The sequence below is a fragment of the Providencia sp. genome (assembly GCF_003533305.1).
Lineage (GTDB): Bacteria > Pseudomonadota > Gammaproteobacteria > Enterobacterales > Enterobacteriaceae > Providencia.
Map to the genome: position 1 here is coordinate 24,557 of NZ_DOEH01000026.1, position 26,161 is coordinate 50,717.

Annotated in this window: 23 protein-coding genes; 2 read left to right on the forward strand and 21 right to left on the reverse strand. The window is 41.7% G+C overall.

Annotated features, from left to right (window positions below; all coding sequences use genetic code 11):
- Positions 1-58: 58 nt before the first annotated feature.
- The 3 genes from DD649_RS17000 to DD649_RS17010 all read right to left on the reverse strand — a co-directional run bounded on the left by DD649_RS17000 (position 59) and on the right by DD649_RS17010 (position 1,715).
- Entirely contained in the window at positions 59-640 is a 582-nt protein-coding gene (locus DD649_RS17000; RefSeq protein WP_294109748.1) for a fimbrial protein, read from the reverse strand.
- A gap of 61 nt (positions 641-701) precedes the next feature.
- Entirely contained in the window at positions 702-1,253 is a 552-nt protein-coding gene (locus tag DD649_RS17005; protein ID WP_294109750.1) for a fimbrial protein, read from the reverse strand.
- 174 nt (positions 1,254-1,427) lie between these two features.
- The gene (locus DD649_RS17010) at positions 1,428-1,715 is read right to left on the reverse strand and encodes a helix-turn-helix transcriptional regulator (protein ID WP_294109752.1); all 288 of its coding nucleotides are present in this window, start codon (positions 1,713-1,715) and stop codon (positions 1,428-1,430) included.
- Positions 1,716-2,405: 690 nt separating this feature from the next.
- Between DD649_RS17010 and DD649_RS17015 the strand changes: the two genes are divergently transcribed.
- Entirely contained in the window at positions 2,406-3,026 is a 621-nt protein-coding gene (locus tag DD649_RS17015; protein WP_294109754.1) for a flavin reductase family protein, read from the forward strand.
- A 77-nt stretch (positions 3,027-3,103) separates the two neighbouring features.
- Here DD649_RS17015 and DD649_RS17020 read toward each other — a convergent pair whose 3' ends face one another.
- The 11 genes from DD649_RS17020 to DD649_RS17070 form a co-directional block, all read right to left on the reverse strand.
- Positions 3,104-3,673, reverse strand: coding sequence for an ATP-binding protein (locus DD649_RS17020; RefSeq protein WP_294109755.1), 570 nt, complete (start codon positions 3,671-3,673; stop codon positions 3,104-3,106).
- A 461-nt stretch (positions 3,674-4,134) separates the two neighbouring features.
- The gene (locus DD649_RS17025) at positions 4,135-5,781 is read right to left on the reverse strand and encodes a Na+/H+ antiporter (RefSeq protein WP_294109756.1); all 1,647 of its coding nucleotides are present in this window, start codon (positions 5,779-5,781) and stop codon (positions 4,135-4,137) included.
- Positions 5,782-6,066: 285 nt separating this feature from the next.
- Positions 6,067-6,558: a MarR family transcriptional regulator gene (locus tag DD649_RS17030; RefSeq protein ID WP_294109758.1), complete on the reverse strand. Its 492-nt coding sequence runs from the start codon at positions 6,556-6,558 to the stop codon at positions 6,067-6,069.
- A gap of 85 nt (positions 6,559-6,643) precedes the next feature.
- Positions 6,644-7,399: an Asp/Glu racemase gene (locus DD649_RS17035; RefSeq protein WP_294109762.1), complete on the reverse strand. Its 756-nt coding sequence runs from the start codon at positions 7,397-7,399 to the stop codon at positions 6,644-6,646.
- Positions 7,396-8,427: a carbon-nitrogen hydrolase family protein gene (locus DD649_RS17040; RefSeq protein ID WP_336430990.1), complete on the reverse strand. Its 1,032-nt coding sequence runs from the start codon at positions 8,425-8,427 to the stop codon at positions 7,396-7,398. The genes DD649_RS17035 and DD649_RS17040 overlap by 4 nt, the downstream gene beginning before the upstream one ends.
- A 30-nt stretch (positions 8,428-8,457) precedes the next feature.
- Positions 8,458-9,369, reverse strand: coding sequence for a fumarylacetoacetate hydrolase family protein (locus DD649_RS17045; protein ID WP_294109766.1), 912 nt, complete (start codon positions 9,367-9,369; stop codon positions 8,458-8,460).
- A 138-nt stretch (positions 9,370-9,507) separates the two neighbouring features.
- A complete protein-coding gene (locus DD649_RS17050; RefSeq protein WP_336430991.1) occupies positions 9,508-10,635 on the reverse strand; it encodes a cupin domain-containing protein in 1,128 nt (375 codons plus the stop codon).
- Between the two features lie 29 nt (positions 10,636-10,664).
- Positions 10,665-12,974, reverse strand: a complete 2,310-nt coding sequence (locus tag DD649_RS17055; RefSeq protein WP_294109770.1) for a bifunctional salicylyl-CoA 5-hydroxylase/oxidoreductase — start codon at positions 12,972-12,974, stop codon at positions 10,665-10,667.
- A 28-nt stretch (positions 12,975-13,002) separates the two neighbouring features.
- Entirely contained in the window at positions 13,003-13,422 is a 420-nt protein-coding gene (locus DD649_RS17060; protein ID WP_294109774.1) for a thioesterase family protein, read from the reverse strand.
- A gap of 10 nt (positions 13,423-13,432) precedes the next feature.
- Complete coding sequence (locus tag DD649_RS17065) at positions 13,433-14,992, reverse strand: indolepyruvate oxidoreductase subunit beta family protein (protein ID WP_294109776.1); 1,560 nt, start codon at positions 14,990-14,992, stop codon at positions 13,433-13,435.
- Between the two features lie 10 nt (positions 14,993-15,002).
- Positions 15,003-17,201, reverse strand: a complete 2,199-nt coding sequence (locus tag DD649_RS17070; protein ID WP_336430998.1) for an indolepyruvate ferredoxin oxidoreductase subunit alpha — start codon at positions 17,199-17,201, stop codon at positions 15,003-15,005.
- An 858-nt stretch (positions 17,202-18,059) separates the two neighbouring features.
- Here DD649_RS17070 and DD649_RS17075 point away from each other — a divergent pair.
- Positions 18,060-19,049 carry an AraC family transcriptional regulator gene (locus DD649_RS17075; protein WP_294109780.1) on the forward strand — a complete coding sequence of 330 codons (990 nt, stop codon included), beginning with the start codon at positions 18,060-18,062 and terminating at the stop codon, positions 19,047-19,049.
- A gap of 153 nt (positions 19,050-19,202) precedes the next feature.
- On the opposite strand, the gene DD649_RS17080 is transcribed toward DD649_RS17075, so the two are convergent.
- The 7 genes from DD649_RS17080 to soxR all read right to left on the reverse strand — a co-directional run bounded on the left by DD649_RS17080 (position 19,203) and on the right by soxR (position 25,953).
- On the reverse strand, positions 19,203-20,096 hold the full coding sequence (locus DD649_RS17080) for a transporter (protein WP_294109782.1): 894 nt from the start codon (positions 20,094-20,096) through the stop codon (positions 19,203-19,205).
- A 75-nt stretch (positions 20,097-20,171) separates the two neighbouring features.
- Positions 20,172-21,785 (reverse strand): NAD(P)/FAD-dependent oxidoreductase, encoded by a 1,614-nt coding sequence (locus DD649_RS17085; protein WP_336430992.1) that lies wholly within the window; start codon positions 21,783-21,785, stop codon positions 20,172-20,174.
- Between the two features lie 3 nt (positions 21,786-21,788).
- Positions 21,789-22,571: a cyclase family protein gene (locus DD649_RS20160; protein WP_336430993.1), complete on the reverse strand. Its 783-nt coding sequence runs from the start codon at positions 22,569-22,571 to the stop codon at positions 21,789-21,791.
- Between the two features lie 14 nt (positions 22,572-22,585).
- A complete protein-coding gene (locus DD649_RS17090; RefSeq protein WP_294109787.1) occupies positions 22,586-23,122 on the reverse strand; it encodes a flavin reductase family protein in 537 nt (178 codons plus the stop codon).
- 15 nt (positions 23,123-23,137) lie between these two features.
- On the reverse strand, positions 23,138-24,382 hold the full coding sequence (locus tag DD649_RS17095) for a styrene monooxygenase/indole monooxygenase family protein (protein WP_294109789.1): 1,245 nt from the start codon (positions 24,380-24,382) through the stop codon (positions 23,138-23,140).
- A gap of 35 nt (positions 24,383-24,417) precedes the next feature.
- Complete coding sequence (locus DD649_RS17100) at positions 24,418-25,257, reverse strand: SDR family oxidoreductase (RefSeq protein WP_294109791.1); 840 nt, start codon at positions 25,255-25,257, stop codon at positions 24,418-24,420.
- 198 nt (positions 25,258-25,455) lie between these two features.
- Entirely contained in the window at positions 25,456-25,953 is a 498-nt protein-coding gene (gene soxR, locus DD649_RS17105; RefSeq protein WP_294109793.1) for a redox-sensitive transcriptional activator SoxR, read from the reverse strand.
- Positions 25,954-26,161 lie beyond the last annotated feature (208 nt).

Below are 26,161 nucleotides of genomic sequence, written 5' to 3' on the forward strand. Positions count from 1 at the left end.
AAATACGATAAGAATGCTTCCCCAAAAAGAGAATTTCGCCAAAATATCTATATATGTTTTATTGATAATCGATGAAAAAACGGATTAGCCCTTGATAGCTGCCAGCTTCAATAGGTTGCCCTGTCAGCTCTAAACGTAAGAAATAGCGTAAAAAGAGTGTTTGTCCCGATTTACTTTGCCGTAATACATTGTTAGATAATGGGTAATTTTGCCCAGGAACGAGAATATTGAGCGAGTCATCCAGTACAGAAACCCCTAACCCTTGGGAAGCCCCCTGTAATACAAAAGCATGAATATATTCCGCGCTGTGTCCCATAAAACGTATGGTCCAAGTTTTATGATCCAAAGAAGAAAATGCGCTGCCACAATCACGTAGTTCAATGATAAAGGGCTGATTATGTAACTCTCGAGCAGTCTCAGTAGATAGCATAGTGAGTGTCAGTGATGAGAAATTAATAGTCTGATAACGATTTTCCATCACGATCGAACATGGCGTGGCAATAACACTCCCCATGATCAACGTCAGCATATCGATACCTTGAAAATTTAATTTTTTAACTGAATGCGCAGTAGAACTCGTAAAAATATAAATAATTACTAACAGCGCTATGCGTCTCCCAAGATTTTGATAAACAATCATAATCTCCTCCATTCATCCGCTTATTACCCGCCAGATATAGACTGACGGGCATCCAACATCATTATTGGTAAGTAATGCGGAAATTGGATGTGGCATTAAATTTACCTTCAGCAACATCCTTAGTCGTATCAACCGCTTTTGCTAATGCTTTAAACGATAATGTGTTATCCCCTTTTTTATTAATAATCAGTGGTAAAACATCTTTCGCTTTACCGAATTCAAAACCATCAATGCCTATCCCAACATTATTAGTATTGCCCGCAGAAGTAGACAGTAATGTATTGGTAAGATCGGCGTAACGTTGCCCTGTAAAAACTAGCTCCATCGATTTAACTACCATGGGTTTTCCGCTGGAATCCTTATTGAAATCAGTAAAGTCACAACCTGTAAATTTAATATCAAAATCAACCTCAGCAACTCTACCATTTTCAAGAGCTCGCCTAGATAATTGCCCAAAATCAATAACTTGCTTCAAGGAAGATTGAGCGATATTACAAGGAGAGCTCACGACCGTTCCAGTAAAATCAAGTGTTCCTGCATTTTCACTCATGGCACTGAAAGATAGAGTTGATACCGTAAAAGCTGTTATTAGCGCTAATTTAATTAATTTCATCCGTTTATCCTTTTAATTAAAAATTTGATTGAAAATAAATACACCATCAAAAAATTAATCGTGTAAATTTCATATTTATTTAACACTTCAATATTTAATAAATAGACATCATATAAAATAAAAATCAGTAATCTGAATATTATTTAAAAAATAATTCATTGAAATTAAACAAATTTAATTTAGAAAAATAAAATCATTTTGCATCTTCATATCGGCAATTTCTTCAGAGTAATTCGCCAAAACTTGGAAAAAAAAATCTGGCCAGTCTTTATCTAATACTGCCAATAAAATATCTAATGTCTCAATATTGATACTTGTTTCTCCTCTTTCATAGCGGGATATTTGTTGTTGACTAACATGTAAAATTTCGCCTAACTGCAATCCAGTTAGTGATTTATTTATTCTTGCAGATCTTAAAAAAGAACCAATATCTTTACGTAATAGAATATTATTTTTCATCATATTAGAAACCAATAAATAATAATTTAAAATCATTTAATAGCCATTAATAAACGATTAAAAATAAATTAAGAATAAATTTAATTTTTAAAAAACGAACAAACTTGAAATTAAAATAAATATAACCTTATCAAAATATAAAATTATCAATTCAACCTGTAAATACGTTTGTATCGATCGAATAGACATAATTCAATAGCCAATATCTATCGAATAATAATAAATAGACATATGGAAAAATAAAAAAAATAATAATACATATAAAAATCAATGCTATAAAAAACAAATAAAAATCATAGTATAATAAAAAAATCATTTAATTATATTATTTAATGCGACCGATATCACAGTTATTATTTATTATCAAAATGAAACTATTATCTTATAAATAACAATTAAAAATCAGTTTAAAATTTCAGGAAAAATAAAAAACAATATTAAATAAATCATACCAACACAATATTTGAGTAAGAGCAACGCTCAGCCAAAGTTAAATTAAAAAGTGCAATACATCTATAAAATTAATTACAAGATATAATTATTTGATATAAAATAATTATTAACTGTTAATTAAGCTAATTAATATAATTAGTTATCCATTTAATGCTAACTCTATACACTGACTGCATTTTTCACTTTTTGACTCTACTTCTTATGTTGTTATCCATTAAAATAGAATAAAAGGAGAAATTAATGACAATTAAATTTTATAGTTACCAGCCCACCCTTGGCCATGGCTTGCCCCATGATCCAATCCCATCCCTAATTGCCCCTCGCCCTATTGGCTGGATATCGACTTGCGACAAGTCAGGAAGAACTAATCTCGCACCCTACAGTTTCTTCAATATTTTTAATTACTCACCACCGATTCTCGTTTTCTCAAGTGTCGGAAAAAAAGACTCCGTTACCAATGCAATTGAAACTGGCGAATTTGTTTATAACCTTGCAACGCTAGAGCTTAGTGAGCAAGTGAATATGAGTAGCGCAACATTAGAACGAGGTGAAAGTGAGTTTGCTTTAACGCAATTATCTACCCTCCCTTCAACAATAGTTACACCACCTCGTATTGCTCAGACGCCAGTCTCGATGGAATGTGTCGTGACACAATACCAACAACTTAAAAATGCGAGTGGACATCTACTCGATACTTGGATGGTTATGGGAGAGGTAGTTATGGTGCATATTGATGAATCAACATTAGAAAATGGATTATATGATAGTGCGCAACAAAAACCCTTACTGCGTGCAGGTGGACCGGCAGATTATTATTGGATAGAACAGCAACAGAAGGTTAAAATGTATCGCCCTAAATAATGATTCACAGCTTACCCGTTGAAGCGACTGATACTATAGGCATAGACAATCAGCCGCTCAAACTCATTATTAGCTCATTAATAAAATTTACACACGAGCTGTTCCTGACTATCGGGATAGGAAAAATGTTTGGTTATCAAATCAAATGCTGCCTCAGACGTTTTAAATGGGTTTTCACCCGTTAAGTTACGCGCCACTAATCTTTTTTTGCACTCATCATTATCAACCGATAATACGTGAAAAACATATGGAACAGCCGATACTTCTGCCAGTGATTTCAACCATTTCCGCTGTGTTGGTGTATTAGCTGGGAAATCCATTACCACGGTGAGTCCCGCACTGATAAGCTGTTTAATGTGATTTTCTAACAACGTTTTAATTAACGTGCCTTTTTCAACATAATGAGCGAGTTCAGTAATTTCACCCGGATATAATTTTGTCAGCCACTCATCTTCATTGAGTACGATAGTTTGAGGGCGCTTCGCCAACTTGCTTGATAAGGTTGATTTTCCCGATGCAATTTTACCGCATAAAAAATGCAATCTTGCATCACTGATCATTTGAATCATCTCCTCAAGAGTATCCGTTGGTTGTAGATTACACTCGGGGTCAGATGCTAATTTCTGGCCATTTTTCATTGAACACATAAATAACTCCTACTGACAATTAACCAGACAGGAACAAAAAACCCGCCTATCTGGCGGGTTTAGAATGCAGCTTATCCCCACCACTAAGTGATGGTAATAATCACAACTGAATAAGCGACAAACGATGACATAATTTTTCCTAAAAACAATTAACTAATACATTATCAATTCAATGTTGGTTGTCAAATTCAATTGATAATACGGATGAATTATAACCTCTAAAAGAGTCATAGTTGATACTTTTAATACTATAATAAGAAGATTAAATGACCAAAAATACCGCTTAAATAGTAAAAATATTAAATATGAACCCAAAATAAATTATAAATAGTGCAAAAAATCTCAGAAAGAATTATGTGAGCTCGTCCAATTAAAAAAGATTATTTGTAATAACTTATAAATAAAAAACGGCCAGAGCACAACATCTCTCTGACCGTTCTAATCATAAAACTCAAGACTAATTAGTGTTTATTATTTTTATGATGATTTAATGTTTCTTCTTTTAAATCAAGCTCATCACGCAAACGATGATAAACACGTTCATTAATATTTTTACCTTTACGCATTTGATATAGAGCATCACGCTTAGCTTTAAGCGCTGAACGAGACATATTGCGCTCCATATCAATCATCTTATGTAAATCAAAGACATCTGACTCAGTTTCATCTGAGTTATCTAATCGTCTACCATAGATCTCTAATAACTGAGCACCAACTTCTGTCCGCATCGCGATTTCATCCATATCTTCCGACGGATGATTCATTAACTCGCGTAAATGTGCCATTGCAGCTTCATTTAGCGCCAAACGTGCACGAATTTCGTCATTATCATAAGGTAAGTCTTGTACTAATCCTTTAGTCAAAATAGGCAGTGCAATACTGGCAATCAGTAATGAACACAAAATAACACCCATAGCTAAAAAGATAGCAACATCTCGATTTGGGAACAAGGAACCATCAGGCATCAATAATGGCAGCGTTAAAATACCCGCCAAAGTAATTGCGCCCCGAACCCCTGCGGTTGCCATAATCGCCATCATGCGAATATGCATTACGTCAGCTTCTTTACCACGGCGGCGATTATGGAAGACGGTTAATGTCATTGAAATCCATACCCAACTGAATCGTAGTATTGCCAACGTAATAGTTATCACCGCAACATAGACAAACAACATCCATGGGTGGCTCGCTCCCGCGGCCTCAGCGACCTGTGGCATGTTTGTCCACATACCCGGCAGCTGCTCGCCCAATAAGATAAAAATCATACCATTCAATGCAGTTTGTACCGTATCCCAAACCGCTTTACTTTGCATACGGGTTGCCGCTTGCATACGACCTGCAATTTTTTCATAGTGCATTGCGATACCCGCAACCACCGCAGCTAAAATCCCAGAAACAAGTAAATGTTCAGCGACCAGATAAGCGGTAAATGGCATTAACAAGCTGATCATTATCTGAATAGCAGGTTCTTCACCCGTACGCTTAACTAAAAATTGATTTAACCAACCTATTGCCCACGCGACCAATAAGCCCACTAAAATCCCGCCAACAGCCACCACTACAAACTGGCCCGCAGCTGAAACTAAAGAGAAGACACCCGTTGTGGCCGCTAACACCGCAAAACCAAAACATACTAGCCCTGTTGCATCATTGAGCAACGATTCACCTTCAAGAATATGAGCCATACGTGATGGAAGAGGGGAATTTACTGTCATCGCAGAGACAGAAACTGGGTCTGTGGGTGACAATATTGCCGCCAATGCAAACGCGACGGCCAATGAAATCGCAGGGATCAACCAATGGATGAAGAAACCCATACCGATAACTGTAACGACAACCAAACCAATTGCCAGTGACATAATGGGTTTGATCTCTTGAAATAGCGCTTCTTTTGGAATGCGCCAACCATCAAGAAAGAGCAGTGGCGGAATAAATAAAAATAGGAATAAATGAGGTTCAAACTCAACCGTAAATCCGAACAGAGATAACCCTGCACCCAACGCTATCTGAATAAGGGGTAATGGGATAATATCTTTTAGCAAGCGTGAGACAAATACGCTCACAACAACGGCTAATAAAAAAACGAGTACAAGTGTCACTACCGACATCGATTGCTCCATGTTTAGCTAATCATTGATGATCAGTAAATAGATAAATTGAATCAATGTAAAGTCGCAATTTATGATGAGATAAAAAAAATAAAGAAATCAGAAACAACCATATCAATCATTGTGTTACAAGATATTATCCGCTCTACCCTCTCTAATATTATTTATTTATATCTTATTGATATTAAAAATCATATTCATTTTTTATCTTACAATCTAGCGAGTGCAATCAATAGTCGCACCAAACCGTCATTATTTGACTAGTTTGTCGTTTTCAAGAGAATCTTATTCAAGATCATTTTGCTCAGTTACATTTTTATCGACCTTATTTATATCAACTGAATGACGTTCGATAAGCTCTTGTAGTACTTGTTTTAGCATTTTTCTTTTTCTAGCCCCTAATGGAGCAAGCACCGCCTGTTCATGTAGCTGAGCCTCAACCAGTAACCCTTCAACTAACTGCATACCACTTGAAGTAACACTCACTAAAGTAACGCGTCGATCACTACCACTGTGATTATTATGTCTAATCACATGCCCTTGTTGCTCTAATCGCTGTAGCACTCGGGTAATAGTGGGTTGTTTACTCACTGTTTTTTGTGAAAGCTCAGTGATCCCCATAGAGCCATTATTGGCAAGGGTTGAAAGTACACGCCATTCTAAGACAGATAAACCATGAGCCTCAACAACCGCATGAAATTCAGATGAAACTAACATCCATGCCTGCCCCAATAGGGCAGGTAGATAATTATCAACAAAGACTTTTGAATCTGACATCTCGCCCTCTTGCCTCTCTTGATGCATTATTGCATTTGTTACTAGAAGAGTAGCAGAAGGAAACTTAACTCTTAACATAATTTAGTTAAAACTTTCCACTAAGTAACGAACCGAAGCCATCAACTCGTGTGTCTAAACCTAATTTTTTCAACATCATGTAGGTTGTTGCAACCGATGAGGATAATACGGGTAAACCCACTCGATCCTCAATCAACTGAATTGAAGGTAATGATGGCATTTGTACGCAAGCAGAAGCCACGATGACATCGACGTTAGTATTAAGTTTCTTCGTAATTTCAACCGGTGCTAATGGGTTTTGGCGACCCACTTCCAGATTATCGGGGATCTCTAATGAGATACTATCAACAACTTCGATCCCTTCGCTTTCAATATAATCGATCACTAATTGCGTCAACGGCTTCATGTAAGGCGTCAAAATAGACACTTTTTTCGCACCAATCGCATGTAAGCCATCGACTAATGCACCAGCACTGGTCACAACGGGTGCAGGATGACCGTTATCTACAGTGCGCTGAAATAAGCGTTTTTCTGATACTCGGTGATACCCTTTACCCATACTCATAATCGCCACTAAACAAGCATAGCCAAGCACATCAACCGCAGCATCTGATAATTCAATCGCACAGCGGTCGCTGTCTGAGTCCATTTTAGCGAGTTCATCTTTGGTGACTTTCTGCATACGCATACGGCTAGAATGAAAAGTAAAACGCTCTGAAAACAACGCTTCACGTGCACGTAAAATGGCAGGGATCTCCGTTTCCATCGTGGTATTTGATGAGGGCACTATCTGCCCGATACGAAAAATGCGTCCGTGGCTCATAGGCCTTTCTCCAATGAATTATCATCTGATGGTGTAAATGGGTTAAGTTCATCTTCATCTTGTCCATCATGATGAAAACGAGCAGCCGTTAAAGGACGACGATTAACCTGTAAATCAAAAATATCAAAACGATTATAGTGTCCGGTAATGTCATGCATTTGGCGTGGTGCAATGCATTTATTTAAATCAATATCCGCATAAACAATACCTTCTTGATCAATCAACGGCTCACCGATAACACGACCATCAGGACCAATAATGCCTGAAAATGCACTGTTAGGGCGCGCTAATAATTCGCGAGACTCTGGATGTGTTGCCGCCATAGCATCAATAATCTCTGGCGAAACCGTAGAGCAGGAAACAATAGTGAAAACTTTCCCTTCAAAGCAATGAGCAGAGGCACGCAAACGGATAGCCTCTGCCATATCGTAATCTTTCGGTGCGACAGGTAACGCAATATAGCTGGCGATATGGACGAGCTCACCTTGTGCAAGCAAAGCAAAACGTGCCAATGTATTGGTATTTTCGCCACAAGCCAAGGCACCCAAGGGGCCAACACTGGTTTGATGAACTTTCAGCGATGAAGCATCACCATTTGCCCAGGTTAATTTTTCAGCCCATGTCGGCACCAATTTACGATGACGCCCAAGAATTCGACCTTCATCTGAAATAGTCACTAAGGTGTTATATAACGTGGCAACCCCATTAGGATTGCGCTCATTCACGCCAATAACCACATTGATATGATGGCGAGCTGCCGCTTGAGCCACCTTTTGAATTTCAGGCCCCGGTACTTCAATTGCTGACTTACACAGTTTTTCAAACCATGGACTGCCATCAATCGGGTTCATGACCCAACTCCAATAAGGATATCCTGAAATAAACACTTCAGGAAAAGCCACTAATTTTGCACCGTTATCTGCCGCTTCTTCAATCAAGCGACAAACTTTATCTACGGTTGCGTCAGTATCGAGGAAAACGGGGGCGGCCTGCACCGCCGCAGCTTTAAATTGCGCTAAATTTAACATCAGTCACGCTCCTTGGTGTTGATACTGCAATTAGATTGCAACGACGGGATGGCGTAGCTCGCCAATTTTCTCGACGTATGCCTCAATCACATCCCCTGGCCACACCCACTCTTGTGGTGAACGACCCGCACCAACGCCTTCAGGTGTCCCCGTCGCAATAATATCCCCCGGCTCTAAGGTTATCCCTTTGCTGATATCTGCAATTAATGCATTTACATTGAATAGCATATGACGTGTATTTGAATCTTGTTTAGTCACACCATTTACTTTCAAACTGAGATTCAGTGTGTGTGGATCTGGGATCTCATCTGCTGTGACGATACAAGGACCAAAAGGTGCGAAGGTGTCTTGGCCTTTCGAATAAATCCATTGACCTGCACGGCGACAATCACGCGCACTCATATCAATCATTAAGCTATAACCAAAGACATAGCTCAGGGCATCATCATGAGAAACGCTTTTTGCTCGAGTTCCCATTATGACCGCTAATTCAACTTCCCAATCTAACTGTTGAGTAATTGCGCTGTTATGCTCAATCGCATCTCCAGGGCCGATCACGGTTGTTGGTGGCTTAGAAAAAATGACGGGCTCTTTTGGTAACTCTTTTGAGGTATCAAGCGTTCGGCTAGACTCAGCGACGTGCTCTACATAGTTAAGCCCAATCCCAAAAATATTTTTTCTCGGACGAGGGATAGGCGCCAAAATCTTCACATTCTGCACCGGCCATGCCGTCCCCGCTGGGAATTGCCCTTGATAAATATTGAGTAGCTCAGTGCCTGCACGTACTCCTTGTGGACCTAAATCAATAAAATCCAACATGTTATCTGGTAAATACTGCCCTTGCTCTTCGGCCAATCTTGCTAAATCAACCACTTGTTGATCAACAATTGCACCTAAACGTGCGGCAGCAGTAATATCTGAACGGTAAGTAATAAGACGCATAATTCTTCTCCTTGAGTTAGGTTTACTGACCTAACAAATTTGTCACTTAAAGAAATTCTTTATGTAAATAATCAAAACATACCCAAAATAATTCGCGCCAAGTGGTCATCAACACTTGAAACACAACGGGTATAATGATCAGCTGATAATCTTCTGGTGCCCATCATTCTCAGCCAGCGCTTCTTCGTAATAGAGCCCAAGCGAATGCATAACGGGCAAATCGTTAAAGCAAAATAAACAAGCGTCATCGTTGTTCGAAGTATTGACGTGTTCATGGAACATCCATGATGGCACACAAAAAATATCGCGTTCTTGCCAATCAAAACGCTGCCCATTAATAATTGAATAACCTTGACCTTTCGCCACTTGATAAATAAAACTTCCCGTATGGCGATGAGCTTTCCCCACAAAGCCAGGACGTAAAAGTTGCATACTCGCGCCAATCGTTGGCATAACAGGCCCCCCGCTTAGCGGATTGGTGTAATGCATGAGAACATCATCAAAAGGAGAGCCATCCGCCACTTTTGCAGCACGCTGTAAAGCTTCATAGGTCGGTCCCCACTGATATTTAAACAAGGGCGAATACGGTTTATCCCAACCAATATTATGTGGGCGTAAAGCCGTACCTGCCCACATGCCAACGGGGTAATCAATTGGCCTTGTCTGTACTTGGTTTAAATCTGGATGAACTTTATAAAAACCCGCTTCCAGCGCATTAACTAATGGAATATCTAAACCATCTTGCCAAATACACGGTAAACCATCATCGGCAACGCCATGCTCATGCCAAGTACCATTAGGCGTTAAGACAAAATCGTTAGCTTCTAACATCATTTTTTGCCCTTCAACGATGGTATAAGCCCCGCGACCCTCCATAATGAAACGCAATGCCGACGATGAATGCGCATGAGCAGATGCTGCTTCTCCCGGATGCATCACTTGTAAGCCTGAATAGAGCCAGCCCACTGCGGCAGCAACATCTTGTCGCCCTGGGTTATTTAAATAAATCACTCGGCGCCCTGCTTTTTCTGGTGTAACCAGTTCAACAGAACGTAAAACATGTTCACGTAACTCACGGTAGCGCCACAGCACAGGCACTGATTGCGATTTTGGCTGCCATGGCTCGATTTTGTTAGCGACAGTCCATAACGCACCTGTTTTTAATGCATCAAGCTCTTTGTAATACGCCACCAGCTCGGGAGTGTCTTCAACATCAGCACGTCCAGCGACACTTTCTCGGTATTGATCATGGGACTGAGTACTCATAAGGTTTTCCTCCTATCCGGCTAAGGCGCTTAGCGGTTTTTTGATTGTTGTAGTAATTGTTGGCGACCATATTCATAAGGTGCAGGCCAACTGACTGAATTCCACCCAAGGCGGGCACATTCATGAAGCAACCATGCCGGATCTGCCAGTAATGGACGCGATAATGCACATAAATCAGCACGACCTGACGCGATAATGCTATTAACCTGATCGGCATCAGTGATAGCACCAACAGCAATAACAGGTACTGAACCTTCATTACGAATACGGTCAGCCATTGGTGTTTGATACATACGCCCATAGACAGGCTGTTGTAATGGTGAAACTTCTCCTGAGGAGCAATCAATCATATCGGCACCAGCCTGATGCATGGCTTGCCCAATCAATACCGCTTCATCAACCGTGGTTCCGCCATCAACCCAATCTGTTGCAGAGATACGAACAGAAAGTGGTTTACCTTGCGGCCATGCATTTCTGACCGCACGAATCACCGCCAGCGGGAAACGTAAACGATTTTCAAGCGTTCCACCGTAGTTATCCGTACGTTGATTAGTCAGCGGTGAAATGAAACTTGAAAGTAAATAACCATGACCCGCTTGCAGTTCTAACCAATCAAAACCCGCGCTATCTGCGCATCTTGTTGCCGCAACAAATTGATCGATAATTGCAGCCATTTGCTTTTCGTTCAGTTCTGATGGCATCTGAGAAACATCAGGTAAATAAGGCAATGCAGACGCTGAAACCAACGGCCAATTATCTTTCGCTAATGGATAGTTTTCTTTTTCCCAACCACGCTGAGTTGAGCCACGACGCCCCGCATGTCCTAACTGTATTCCGATTTTTGCATCCGTTTTTTGATGCACAAATTGAGTCACAGCTTTCCATGCGATGACTTGCTCATCATTCCAAATACCCGGGCAACCAAGAGTTGCACGCGCATCGGGTGCGATAGCCGTCATTTCAGTCATGATAAGACTTGCCCCACCGAGTGCTCGGCTACCTAAGTGCACCAAATGAAAATCACTGACTACGCCGTTGGTTGCGCAATAAAGCATCGTTGGCGAGGCAATAACTCGGTTTTTCAGTTCGATATCACGTAAGCGATAAGGCGTGAGTATGGGTGGGATTGGGTTATCAGAAGAGATTACCCCCGATTGCTGTGCAAACCACTGTTCATAGGTTTTCAACCAATTAGCATCACGAGTACGTAAATTCTCATGAGAAATACGCTGAGAACGGGTTAATAATGAGTATGCAAATTGTTCTGGTGCTAAGTTTTCATAGCGGCTGACATTTTCAAACCACTCAGTAGAATTACGCGCAGCATTTTGAATTTTAAACACTTCAACGCTACGTACTTTTTGATAGTGTGCTAATCCTTTGCGTAAATCACCGTTGGTTGCCTTCAAGCTTTCACAAAGTTCAATCGCATCCTCTAAGGCTAATTTAGTCCCTGAACCGATTGAAAAATGTGCAGTATGTGCAGCATCTCCCATCAAGACAACCGGTACATCTTTACCATTTGATGGTGTAGTCCAATGTACCCAGTTATCACAAATGACTCGAGGAAAGCGGATCCAAATGGCAGCGCCACGTAAGTGTGCTGCGTTGGCAATCAATTTTTCTCCATCAAGCCAAGGTGCAAATAGCTTTTCACAATAAGCAATACCATCCTCTTGTGACATTTGGTCGATACCCGCCTTGAGCCACGTTTCTTCCGTTGTTTCAACGATAAAAGTCGATAACCCTTTTTCAAATTGATAGGCGTGGACTTGGAACCAACCATGTTCATTTTCAGCGAACAAAAAAGTAAATGCATCGAAGATCTTCTTAGTTCCTAGCCAAACAAAGCGGCAACGGCGCTGATCGATATCAGGCTTAAATACATTTTCATAGCGTGTACGTACTGCACTATTGATCCCATCGGATGCAATCAGTAGATCCGCATCATACTGAAGTGCAATTTCTTGATCGTCCGTAACTAAGGTTTCAAAAACGAGTTCAACGCCGACTTCAATACATCTATCTTGTAAAATATTGAGTAATTTTTTACGTCCAATCCCAATGAAACCATGACCACCACTGCGATTGCAGGTACCTTTGAAATGAATATCGATATCATCCCAATGACTAAATTCTGCGGAGATAGTTTCTGCGCAAACTGGATCGGCTTTGCGCAAATTACTGAGCGTTGCATCAGAGAACACGACACCCCAACCAAAAGTGTCATAAGGACGGTTACGTTCAACGACCACCACACGGTTTTGTGGATTTTGCAATTTCATCAGCAACCCGAAATAAAGCCCTGCGGGACCGCCGCCAATACAAACGATATTCATGGAATGTCTCCTTTGTGACTTTGTGCCGTTACACCGGTTGCTGGGTTAAGGCGTTATAAAGCGCTTCAGGTATCGCTATCGACTGATGCGTTTCTAATGAAGTTGTGACATAGGTTTGCGTAACTTGCATACGCAATTCACCGCTTAAACTGGTACAACTTTGGCGTAACGTTATCGATTTACGACCAATACGTTCTACCTGTAATTCAAGCTGCACGTTATCGCCCATGCGACTAACCGCTTTAAATTCAGCTTCTAGATGAACCGTAGGTAATCCAAAGCGTTGATCAAGGATGTATCCAGCAAAACCTTCGGGGATCAACTCATCAATCCAACGCTCTAATAGATTGTTAAACATCACGAAATATTGTGGATAAAACACAATTCCCGCCGGATCACACTCAGAGAAATGAATTTTATGTGGTCGAGTAAATTTCAGCAGACTCATGATATTTTCCTTATTCCATCGCCAAACGTTGGCGGCATTTTTTTAATTCGTTGCCATGTTCGTCAGCAAGTGCTGCTTCACGTAGTTCTCGCAAATTAATGGGTGAAAGTTGGCTACCTTGGCGTTGAACAATTTCCATTAAAGTTTGAAAGTTGCGCAAACCTCGTGCGTGAGTATCGCTATAGCCCTTAACCACTCTCTGGCACTGCACGATTTCCGTGGCTAATGCAGGGTTAGTGCGAGCCGCGTCAACGACGGCGATTAACCAGTTATCAATGCGCTTATTTTCTAATTGATAACGTAAAGTTGAACGTCTTCCGCGCCGCCAAGCCGCCAGTAGGTACAACTGTAAAAACCCACCGAGAGAACTGGTAGTGATAGTGCGGCCCTTTTGTGCAAATTTGCGAAGCGCTTTGTGAAACCAATGTGGACGCATAAGCCAGCGACCTAAATTGTTGGGAAGCGTCTCGCAAATTTCTTCAATACGTGGATGCATAAATTCATTTATGTCCAAAAGTTGGTTATCTTTTGCCTGTACCTCGCTGCGTACTCGGGCAAAGCGGCTATCACGAATTTTAAGATCAGCAACACGGATAGTGTCTTCATAAGACATCCAAAGTGCCAAATGACGAACAAGAGCACGCTGCAAGCGCTCATCTTGGCCGCCTTCTTGGGCAAATAGTTTTTTGAGCCGCTCTAAATAAAAAGTGGCGTATGCAGGGTCTTGGTAATCAATCAACCTGCGAACCCCTTCAATCGCTAAATAGTGAACATGAGAAGAAAATTCGGTTTCAATACGAGCCAATAATGCGGCAACGAGTTTATTTTTGGGTGCATGAACAACCTGTTGCGCAGCAGGAGACACATAAGCCTCTTCAGGTTGCGCTGCTTTTTCAGCGCCAAGCGTGAAAGCACGTAAACTAGGTTTTACACCGACACCACCGCGTACAATAGTTTCTTCAAATTGTTCACGGCTAAATGGCAATACACCAGAACCAAACAAGGCACCAAATAAGACAGCGCTGATCACGCTGCCACTGTCTTGCGCCGCTTGAGCCATATCGAAATGAATAAATTGGCGAGCCGCTTGACCTGTATGACGTATTAAAGCTTTGCTATCGACACGCCCGTCGCCCATCGCTGATTTTTCTGTGATGGAATAAACACGATGTGTCGAACTAATTAATGTGGTGCGCTCTGGTGTGACAAAACCACGTTGCACCGCTCTACCGGCTTCCATTAATTCAGAAGCAAGGACAATATCAACATCACCGGGCATCGGCATTTGCGCCAAGACAGGGGTAGGTGTTTGCGGATTATCCGCACCCGGAAATAACTCAACATAATAAATAGTGGCACCCGTACGCTGTGCTACACCCGGCACGGAGGTCGTTTGCGCAAAATAGCCGTTTTCTTCGCCTAAATTGACGACCCAGTCGGCGAGTACACCGCCGCCTTCACCGCCCATGGCTAAAATAGCGATTTTTATTGGTTGTAATGCGATCATCGACTGCATTGTTGACGATGAATGTGCCGTTGATGAATTTATTGTTGATGAATAAGCAGTCATATAGGCCTCTTTAAAAACTCAATTGTTCACGACGACGTGAATCACGACGTTGTAAATAGCCAATGAACCAACCGCGAACTCGGTGGCGCAATTTATCCCAACCATTTGGATTGGTAATAATTTGAGCTTTAAAAAAAGAAGGACACAACACTGCGGCGTGAGAAACTTCACCGCATAAACCACAGCCAACACAGCTGTCCATCACCGTTGCGACCGGATCTGTTCTGAGTGGGTCTTGACTTGGTTTAATCGATAACGATGGACAACCCGATAAACGAATACAGGAGTGATCCCCCGTGCAAGTATCAGGATCAATACCAAAACGTTCACGAACAACCCGCTTACCTGCTGCAATATTATTACGAACGACTTTCTTTTCACGTCGCTGCTTATTCAACATGCATTCACTTTGCGCAATCAGTACTTTCGGCCCACTTTCATTGGTGGTCAGTGCTTCGCGCAATGTTTTAGTCATGGTTTTAAGATCATAGGTGTGCTTAATTGTTTTCACCCAATTAACACCAACCCCTTTCACTGCTTTTTCAATTTCATGACCTGTACTACGAGTTGGGTTTAATGCAGTCGATGACAAAATATCTTGGCCACCAGTTGCTGAGGTATAGTTATTATCAATAACGATAGTTAAGTTATCACTACGGTTGAATACACTATTGGCAATCCCACTGGTTAAACCGTTATGCCAAAAACCACCATCCCCCATAACAGAAATTGCTCGTTTGCTAGCTTTTGCATTCAATGCCGCTGCACCCGCCCCACCAAGGCCATAACCCATAGTGGTATTACCTAAATTAAATGGAGGAAGAATCGAAAATAAATGACAGCCAATATCAGCACTGATGTGATGTTCACCAAGTTCGCGTTCTACCAATTTCATGGCAGTAAAAATAGGCCGCTCAGGACAACCGGTACAAAACCCTGGTGGGCGCGCATGGACAGTCTCATCCAAAGTTGGTTCAGCGGCATTGACATACTCAGGTTCTAAATCTTCAATTAGTGGCGCTGCAACATTAATAGTTGGAATACGAATTTGTTTTGCGGCAGCTTTAACTTGTGGTGCAATTTTTTCATAACGTTCAAAAAAGGAGCGAATACCCGCCAAGACGGTTGCCGTGTTATATTCTCCCGCCATCGGTAGCATATCTTTACCGTGCAATGCCGTGCTAATTTCGCGCTGACGCAAAATATTAGCGACATTCTGCTCAACAAAATTTGGCTGACCTTCTTCTAGGACTAATATGGCTTTTTTATTACGGCAAAAACGTTCAAACTCATCATCAACTAATGGGTATGCTACGTTCATGACATACAATGGAATTTGGCTGTTACCAAATACATCCGCCAGCCCAATTTTATTCAACGCGCGGATCAGTGTGTTGTAACAACCACCTTGTAATGCAATCCCCACATCATCGGCATCTTCAGAAAAAAACTCATTCAGCTCACGCTGTTTAATGAATTCGATTGCAGCTGGCCAACGAGATGCAATTTTCTCTTTTTCGTGTAAAAAACTCGCAGGCGGTAGAACTATCCGACTGACATCACGAGTTGGATTTTCGAGTGCATCTTTAACTGTATATTTAGGATGTTGATTATCAGCACAAACAAATTGACCATGCACATGGCAAGAGCGAATACGCATTTGCAACATAACCGGAGTATTACTCGCTTCAGAAAGGTCAAAACCATCTTTTACGGCTTGAACAATCGACGGTAAATTGGGGCGAGGGTCTAACAACCACATTTGAGATTTCATAGCAAAAGCATGACTACGCTCCTGCATAATTGACGATCCTTCACCGTAGTCTTCACCGACGATAATCAGCGCGCCACCTAATACGCCACCAGATGATAAGTTCGCAAGGGCATCCGACGCCACGTTAGTACCGACAGTTGCTTTGAAAGTCACAGCCCCGCGTAGCGGATAGTTAACAGAAGCGGCAAGTGTTGCCGCAGCAGTCGCTTCACTAGCACTATTTTCAAAACGAATACCGTATTCAGATAAAATATCTTGTGCATCAGCTAAAACGTCCATCAAGTGAGATATTGGTGCACCTTGATAGCCGGCAACATAAGAGACACCAGATTCTAGTAATGCTTTTGTTACAGCAAGGATGCCTTCACCGCTGAAAACGTCACCTTGCCCTTGTCGTAATTTTTGAACTTCTTGTACAAACGAGCGCTCAGCCATTTTAACCTCACCAATCAACATCAGAATGTTTTTATCTTTTTTGTGTTTCTTATTTGTATCTTTTTTGTTACGCATAGGTCAATCCATGATTAATCATGGATATTAGATTTATGCAGAGAGTGGATAGGACATGCATATAACGGACAAATAGACTGTAAAATAAGGGAAATATTGCAATTTGCTAAGGATATGCGTTGAGGTGAGAAGTAAAATTTAATAAGCAAAAAACACTATAAATCATCACTTAACCATTATTAAGCCCTACAAATACAAAGGTAATAGTTGATAACGCTAAGTAATCACATGCAAACAGTTTATTAAATGGTTTCCTATATTAACTATTAGATGAATATATATAACAATATGATAAATCATGGATATTTTGCTATTTTTCAAAAAAATAACTTTATTTTTTATATTGTTAGTGACATCACAATAACCATACTCTTTCTGTATTTTTGCATTTTCTGGATAGTTTTTGCACATATTCGGCTAGGTAAGGCAAATTGTTTATGTTATGTTCAAATCACAATTAGTTACAAATAGTTTAATGAAATGTTAAATAATGGGACTAGGTTAAAATTAACAACTCACTCAAACCAAACATAAAATTGTAGACATAAACTAATTCGCATCATCGATAATCAATAGACTAAAAAATAAAAACAACACCTTGATTTTATTAAAATAATAATACATATAAACATCAGATATATGCTCTAAATAATTCAAGTTGTAGGTAGGCGGCAAGAAAAGCTATCCCGATGAGCATACATAAGTATGTGATTCGGGTTGCTTTATGATGCCAACACCCCTACAGCTTTAAGTATGAAGAGCATTAAACTGGAGGTATCTCCGATGCTGAGCAACACAACACCCATAGAAAACCAACTCTGTTCTTCAGAACGGTTACTCTTTACCTCTGCTGACCCTGAAGAAATAAAATCGATGGTAGGCCGAGTCATGAAGCCCCATCAGTTTCATTTACTTAATCCACATCAACGCCTTGATGCGCGTATGCACTATATTCCAATGGGCGATATTTCCCTTAGCCGTTTAAGATATGGCGCTGATGTTTGTATTGTCCCGGGCCAACTTCAAGATTTTTTTCTCGTACAAATGCCCCTCTCAGGAAGTGCTATTATTGAAAGTGGGGGAAAACATCTAGAATCCAATCCACAAATGGCGTCAATACTCAGTCCTGAAGAATCCACAGCAATGCGTTGGAATAGCGATAACGACCAATTCATGCTGCGCATTTCACGGTCACTACTAGAACGTTCTTTGGTTGGACAACTCGGTCATACCTTAGATAAGCCTTTAGTTTTTGAACTAGGGTTTGCTTGGCAGTCTTGCATTGCGTGGCGCACACTAATGAATTATTTGATTGAATGCGCGACAAAAACGCCCGATCTACTCCAACACAAATTGATCGCTACTCAAGTAGAACAACTAGTTTCAGTCACATTATTATCTACTCATATTCATAATTACGCCGAAGACTCGGGCTTAAGAAGAGCGACAATTCGCCCTCGCCATGTTCGCCGTGTCCAAGAATATTTAGAAGCTCATGCCCATGAACCTATTACGGTTGAGCAACTTGCACATATTGCAGGGGTCAGTTTACGTAGCTTATATGCTGGATTTAAAGAGTTTTTAGATATCAGTCCGATGCAATATTTACGTGATTTACGAATGGAGCGAGTACGCGCTGAATTGTTATCTGGGGAAGCCACAAATGTCACTGGTGTCGCATTGCGCTGGGGCTTTGCACATATGGGCAGATTTAGCGCCGAATATAAACATCGTTATGGCGAAACACCAAGCCAAAGTATGAAAAAAGCCTAATTAATCCAAATAGCTAATTATTATTAATACAAAATATCCATAAGCTAATTAACAAATCATTAAATTATTATTAATCAGAGAAACTCTTCACCAGAAAGCACCGCACCATGATCATTTACAGGGCGGTGCTTTCTCATTAATAACTGAAAATAATTAGAATGGAATTGAAGCCTTTAGATAAATTTGTGAACCTTCTGGACGATTTCTTACACCAAAATCTTTCTCCCACTTAGCCGTAAACAACCAGCCTTGTGGATTCGCATAGCGAATTGATGGTCCAATCGCATAGGCTCGAGCCTTACCTTGAGCTGAATTGTCACCGCTATCATCCGTTGTTTGCCAGAAGGTATAGCCACCAATACCCGCCACCCAACCATTACCAAATCCCCAACCTAATGCATAATCGGTATGAAAGGCCTGCCCTGAGCGGGTTTTCGTATCATTGTTTTTGAAATTAAAGTCATACATCATTTTTAAATCGGCATTGATTCCAACGGGTGGAATATAGCTAATTGCCCAAACTGGCTGTAGCGCCCAGTAATTCTTACCTAAGCTTGATGGATCTGTTTTACTGTATTTTCCTGTTGGCGCATAAGCATCTAAGCCAACCACATAATGTAAATCAGCGGATGGATGAAAACCCAATGCAGGACCAAAAGTAACATCCCCCAAGCCTCGACTGGTATCTTTTTTCCCTGCCGCTTTTGCGGTCACATCTAACAATGGGACGATAGTATGAAAAGCCAGATCGCCACCCAGTATCTTTTGATCAGTAACCCAAATTAAACGCGGCGCTAAAACATTCACATTCACACTAAAACCCGGAACGGGTATTTTATCGCCTTTGTTATCTCGCACACTGTCATAGTGCGCATTACCGCCGTACATCAATACATGAACTCCTGGCGGTGGCAGCGCACCTGACATAAAATTCTCTAATCCGTCAGGATAGATCCCTAATCCTCCCCCTTCGGTTGCAACAGCACCCAATGAAAGTGCGCCGAGACACGAACCTGCTACCAGCTTGCTGATTGTTTTCTTATTCATCATTTTTCCTGCCATAGTGGGTTGTCTTACTGTGTGTGCTTTGCTTGTTATTGTGCATTTCCATTGCTTATTTGATTATGTTCTACGTTTTACAGCTAATTTCTGAGCAACTAAATATCCTGAGCCGCCACCAAGACCGGGACCTGGATGAGTTGAGGCTCCAATATGAAATAGATTTTTCACTGCGGTTTGATGTGTTTTTGTTTGCCCTGATGCAGCAAAAGGACGTAACCAGAAAAATTGATCAGGTGAGCAGGTTCCTGAATAAGGATCGCCACCAACCAGATTACAGTTGTAATTCTCTAAATCTGCTGGAGAAATTACTTTTCGTCCAACAATTAAGGAAGTAAAACCAGGCATGACCAACTCTAAACGTTGCTGGATTCTATCCGCGACTGCTTCACGGACAGTTTCATTCCAACGACCATCCGCTGGAACTGTAATTTCCCCTGCCGCATCACCTTTTAATTGACGAGGTAATTCTTGCATCTGGATCCATAAGATCCACCCACCATCAGGGGCTCTACTTGGATCTAATGCGGTTGGCTGGCCAATACCAAAAGTCGGCCTGTCAGGTAAATAACCATTATTCGCTTGTGTTACCGATAGGCAAACTTGTTCCATGCTTTCCGTAAAATGCACTAAAGGCACATTGCGCAATTCAGGGTTACACCATGGTGGCGGCGCACTCAATGCAAAATGGATTTGCATACCTGCTCGCCCATAACGGTAACCTTTTGCGCTTTGCATCACTTGGGGAGAAACATCATCAAGCAATGAGCCATACAACTGAGTCGGCGTCACATTGCACACCACACTTTCAGTGGCATTGAACACTTCACCATTTGCAATGACACCCGTCGCTCGACTATTTTTTCCACTGCCTTGAGTGATAATTTTCTCAACATGCATTCCCGTTTGTAATTGACCGCCGTGCTCTTCAATGACTTTGGCAAAAGCCTCGACAATACGGAAACTTCCCCCTTTAACAACCGGCATTCCACCTGCAACAACCGCGGCAAAAGTAAGCTTACCAATCAACGCTGAACTAGCTTCATCAGGCCCGAGTCCAGTGTGCAACACCCATGGAGCCATCAGCGCGCGACTAAAATCATGCTGTAATTCACGTTCAGACCAACGACGAAAACTTTCAACACCCGACTTAGCGAAATCAAGCAACCCATCAACGCCACGTTTACGCCACTCGGAAAACAATAGCTTTAACATGCCACCGCTATACGGATTCTGTCCTAACAAACCAAAAGTTAGCGCCGCATCTTCTGTAAATAATTTATCGGCCATCCGACGAAAGACCAAACCATCACCAGGAGCAATACTATCGAGTTGCTTAGCCGCTTCAGCAATATCACGTTTTAAAGCAATTGATTTACCATCCGGTTGAACCAATCCGGTTGAATAATCACATTGCGCAAATTCCAAACCCTGTTTTTTTAAATAGGGTTCGAGCTCTTGATAACCAGGACTGCCCACAAATAAGGAATACCAGCAAGAAAGCAGGTCATGGGTATAGCCTTCAAATAAATTTTCTGTACGAATACAGCCACCTAAGCTTTCATTTCGCTCAAGCACTAAAACCGATTTTCCGCGTACTGCCAATAAAGCGGCACACATTAATGAGTTCATTCCACTGCCAACAACAATGACTTGTGGATCGGAGAATGTTGCCATAACTCACCCCACAAGTGCGAGTACACGTAAAGGACTACCAGAACCGCCTTCAATTTTCAAAGGCGCAGCCACAATTACCACTCCTGTTGCAGGCAGTTGATCGAGATTTTTCAAACATTGCAGGCCATATTTGTTATTGCCATGCATTAAAGTGTGGCATGGATAAGGCACAGGCCAAGCGTAGGATTGCCCTGCGTCGGTATTGATAGTTTCAACACCAAAACCTTTTACATCACGCTGATGAATAAGCCACTCGACCGCCTCTTGAGAAGGCCCCGGCGTATGAGCGCCGTCTTCACGCATATTGACATACGCTTCTGGATTATCTGATTTTTTCGACCAATCAGTTCTAAACAAAACCCAAGCATTTGATGGAATTTTTCCGTGTTTAACTTCCCACTGTTGTAAGAAATCGACAGTCAGTACCCAATCCGAATTTTGTGCCACTTCTTTACTCGCATCAACAACCACAGCTGGGGCAACAAAGTGGTGCACAGGGATGGTATCAACGGTGTTATTGGCTTGATCTTTACCACTTATCCAATGAATCGGGGCGTCAAAGTGGGTGCCAGTATGTTCACCACAACTAAAATTATTCCAATACCATGCAGGGCCATTGTCATCATAGCGGGAGATTTGCTCCATACTAAATGACCATACCTGTCCGAATTGCTCCGGCAGTTGCAGCGCAGGAAAAGACGGTGATAGCGTCTGTGTCAGGTCGATAACCTGAATATTGCCTTGTTGTAATTGCGTGGCAAATGACATTAATAATTGCTGATCCATAGTGTCTCCTGCGCCTAGAGCGCGTCATGTAAAGCAGTAAAAGCACCGCTATGAAAAACTAAAGGTTTACCCGTTTCACTGCCGATACGGCGAACATGTCCAACCATTAATAGATGGTCACCAATGTGATCCTGTTTGTGATTTTCACAAACTAAAGTGACGATAGCCCCATGTAATGCAGGTAAACCTTCTGGCGTAATATGAATGGCAACATTCTCAAATTTATTTTCAATACGAGGATTCGCAAAACGCATGGCTAGCTCTTGGTGATCCTTACCCAAAATATTAATAGTGAAATGCTGGCAATCACGAAATGCTGCTAAGTTCGGCGAATGGTTAACTAAACTCCATAACACTAGCGGAGGATCGAGTGAAAGGGATGCAAATGAGTTAATGGTCAACCCAACATCACGACCATCCGCAGTACGCGTCGTGACGATTGCCACCCCTGTCGGGTAGCAACCAAGTAAATTGCGCAACGTTTTTGATTCAAATTCGGTATGACCCCATTGGCTGTCACACATTAGCGTATCCTCTGCAATCATAGACATACTGATTCCTTCCCGTTAAGCGCGGGCTTCTTCCATCATTTGAGATTGAATATAGGCTTCGCAGGCTTGCCCATCTTTCCACCATGGGAATAATACTGGCGGATAGTTAAAAGCATTCGCGATAGTATGGGCGAGTGATGGCAATTGTTGCGCCGCACCTAATAAGTGCAAAATATGAGGCTCTGGCGGGGCTAATAACGAATTAGTCCATTCCACAACATTGCGGCCGTATTTCCAGAATTGCTCGAATGTTTCAGTCATCCACTCCGCGGTATAAGCCTTGTCTCCATGCGCTAAAATCGCGTCATAATAGACTTTGCACGCTTTGGTGGCATTGTTAGAACCTTGTCCTGTGAGTGGATCATTGGTCACTAATGCATCCCCTAATCCGAACACTACCTTGCCCGATGGCAATGTCAGAACAGGTTTACGTACCGTTGGTGCAAAACGACCCGCCAGAATACCGTTATCATCGGTCAACTCGATATTGCGGCAACGATCCGCTTCCCAAGGTAAATATGTGTTGAGGATCTTTTTGCTATAAGCCAAATGTTCTTGTGGAGTACGCGCTTCATTCCATTGATCCATCGGCCCCCCCGGAACGCCTTCAAATACCATGATGTGACAATCGCCACTATTAGTAAGTGAGGGAAACACAAAATATTCGCCAATACCGGGGATCAAATTAAAGGAGACTTGTGAATATTCTGGCGTTGGTAACATGCCATGAACATAAGTCAGCGCTAATGCGCGCTGTGGCTTATCATAGGGTGAGCGAGATGCATCACGCTCGAGAAGTTTGACTATCTCGCCTTTACCACCTGCCAGTATCACTAAATCATGAGTTTCAGCTAAACGCTCAAGCTCAGCAACACCCACATCTTCGATGCGCAAATTACCGCCACGAGCGGCAAATAGCTCCATCCAGTAAGGCATTTTGATTCGTTGATCAACTGCCTGTGCATAGTTATCTAAGCGAGAACGCCATGTGATCGCTTTTTCACCCGGTTTTTCTGGGTGGGGAACGGTAAAGCCAATACCTTCAACGGGTGGGCATTCGTCTTCCCAAAAGTTAATTCCAAGGTCACGCTCAAATTGCAGTGAAATATCAAACATACATTGGCTAGACATCACGCGACCATTTTTGACATCATCCGGTGTACGGTTAGTGGCGACGGTGACTTCATAACCTTTGTTCAAGAGGCCTAAAGCCAATGGCATACCCGCTTGACCACCACCTACGATTGCAATACGACGCATAGTTTATTCCTCAATGAAATTAAAATGATGATGTCTTATTCAGCAAGACGGGGAATTGCGGGTTTAGCCTGTTCAGGCCCCATAGCGGAGTAACCGCCATCGACAGCGTAATCTGCGCCAGTAACAAAACTTGCCAGATCAGAAAGTAGGAAAGCCACCACCTGAGCAATTTCTTCAGGGTCGCCAACACGTTTTAATAGGTGATAATCAGCCGCAACGCGGTCTGTTTTTTGACGATCGCCACCCGTAATTTCATCCATCACTCGAGACCATGTCCAACCGGGAGATACCGAATTCACTCGTATTCCCTCGGCGGCATAATCCATCGCTTGGCTGCGTGTCACTTCAAGTAAGGTTGATTTTGATGCGGGATAAAGCCAACGGCCTGTCTGGGCGACAGAAGATGAAATACTGGTAAAATTAACAATCGCGCCTTTGCCTGCTTTTACAAAATGCGCTTTAGCAAATTGTGCCGCCATGACAGCACTAACAACGTTAATATTCAAAGCAGTGAGCCAATCCTGCCTTGTGGATGACTGGCCTTCATCAAGATAAGTGGCAGCCAGATTAACTAAAAAATCGAGTTGACCATATTTTTGCGCAACTCTATCAATACCTTGTTTAAGCTGTTGATCATCAGTAATATCAACCGCTAAAAAATCGATACTAGGCTCAGACTGAGCGACTTTTTCGCCATTAATTCTATCGATATCAAAAATGGTGACTTTAACACCATAAGAGCTCAATATTTTCGCCACTGTTGCGCCAATCTTAGTTGCGCCTCCGGTGACAATTGCAACTTTCCCCTGCAAACCTTTCATTTTTGTGCCCTCTTCTTGCTCATTCGAAACAATGCACTCACAAATAATTAACATGACTTATCATTGCGCAAAAAAAGGAAAAATCGGTAGCCGCTATACGCAAAGATTATCCAATCAGCGCGGCAATTTGAGAAATAAAGTGATGATATAATTAGACAAATAGCCACATTAAGCAGTGGCTATCCAAAAAATGAAAAGTGTGAGTTACCACTATGAAAAGAAAAAGGGATAAAATATTGCGCCATAATCGCTTTATGGACGTTCTAAAATTTGTGCTCCTGGGCCTCGACTTCCTAAAAAATCCTCAGGGTTGCGCAATGGACAATCGCTGAGTGAGAGACAGCCACAGCCAATACAGTGATCTAACTCATTACGTAAACGAGTTAACTGTTTGATTCGTCGATCTAAAGATGTTTTCCATTGCGTTGACATCTCTTTCCATTGCTCAGAAGTTAGCTTACTGTTAGCCGGAAAACGTCCCAGCGCATCTTGAATCTCCTTCAAAGGGATACCTGTACTTTGAGCGACTTTAATAATAGCGATATAACGCAGCACAATGGGTGGAAAACGTCGCTGATTTCCTTGTGTTCGGGTACTTTGAATCAATCCTTTTGACTCATAAAAATGCACCGTGGATACCGCCACTCCAGAACGACTCGCAACCTCACCTACCGTTAAAGCCCTACTAAAATCAATGGGTTCTTCTTTGACTTCCCTTATTTTTATCGTTTTTGTGTCTTTGTTTTCCATTTTCATACACCTTTGCTTGACCTCAACTTAACTTAAGGTTTTATAGTGCCCCACTCTGCACTTGTCAATTAAAGTTATTTTTAAGGGGGAGGCACTATGTCATCGATAATCAACAAAATTTTAGAGAGCAACAAGTGTGGATTATTACTCAGGTGTTGATCTTAGTTTTATTTGCTTCAACCAGCTTAGCCAAAATCACAATATTTTG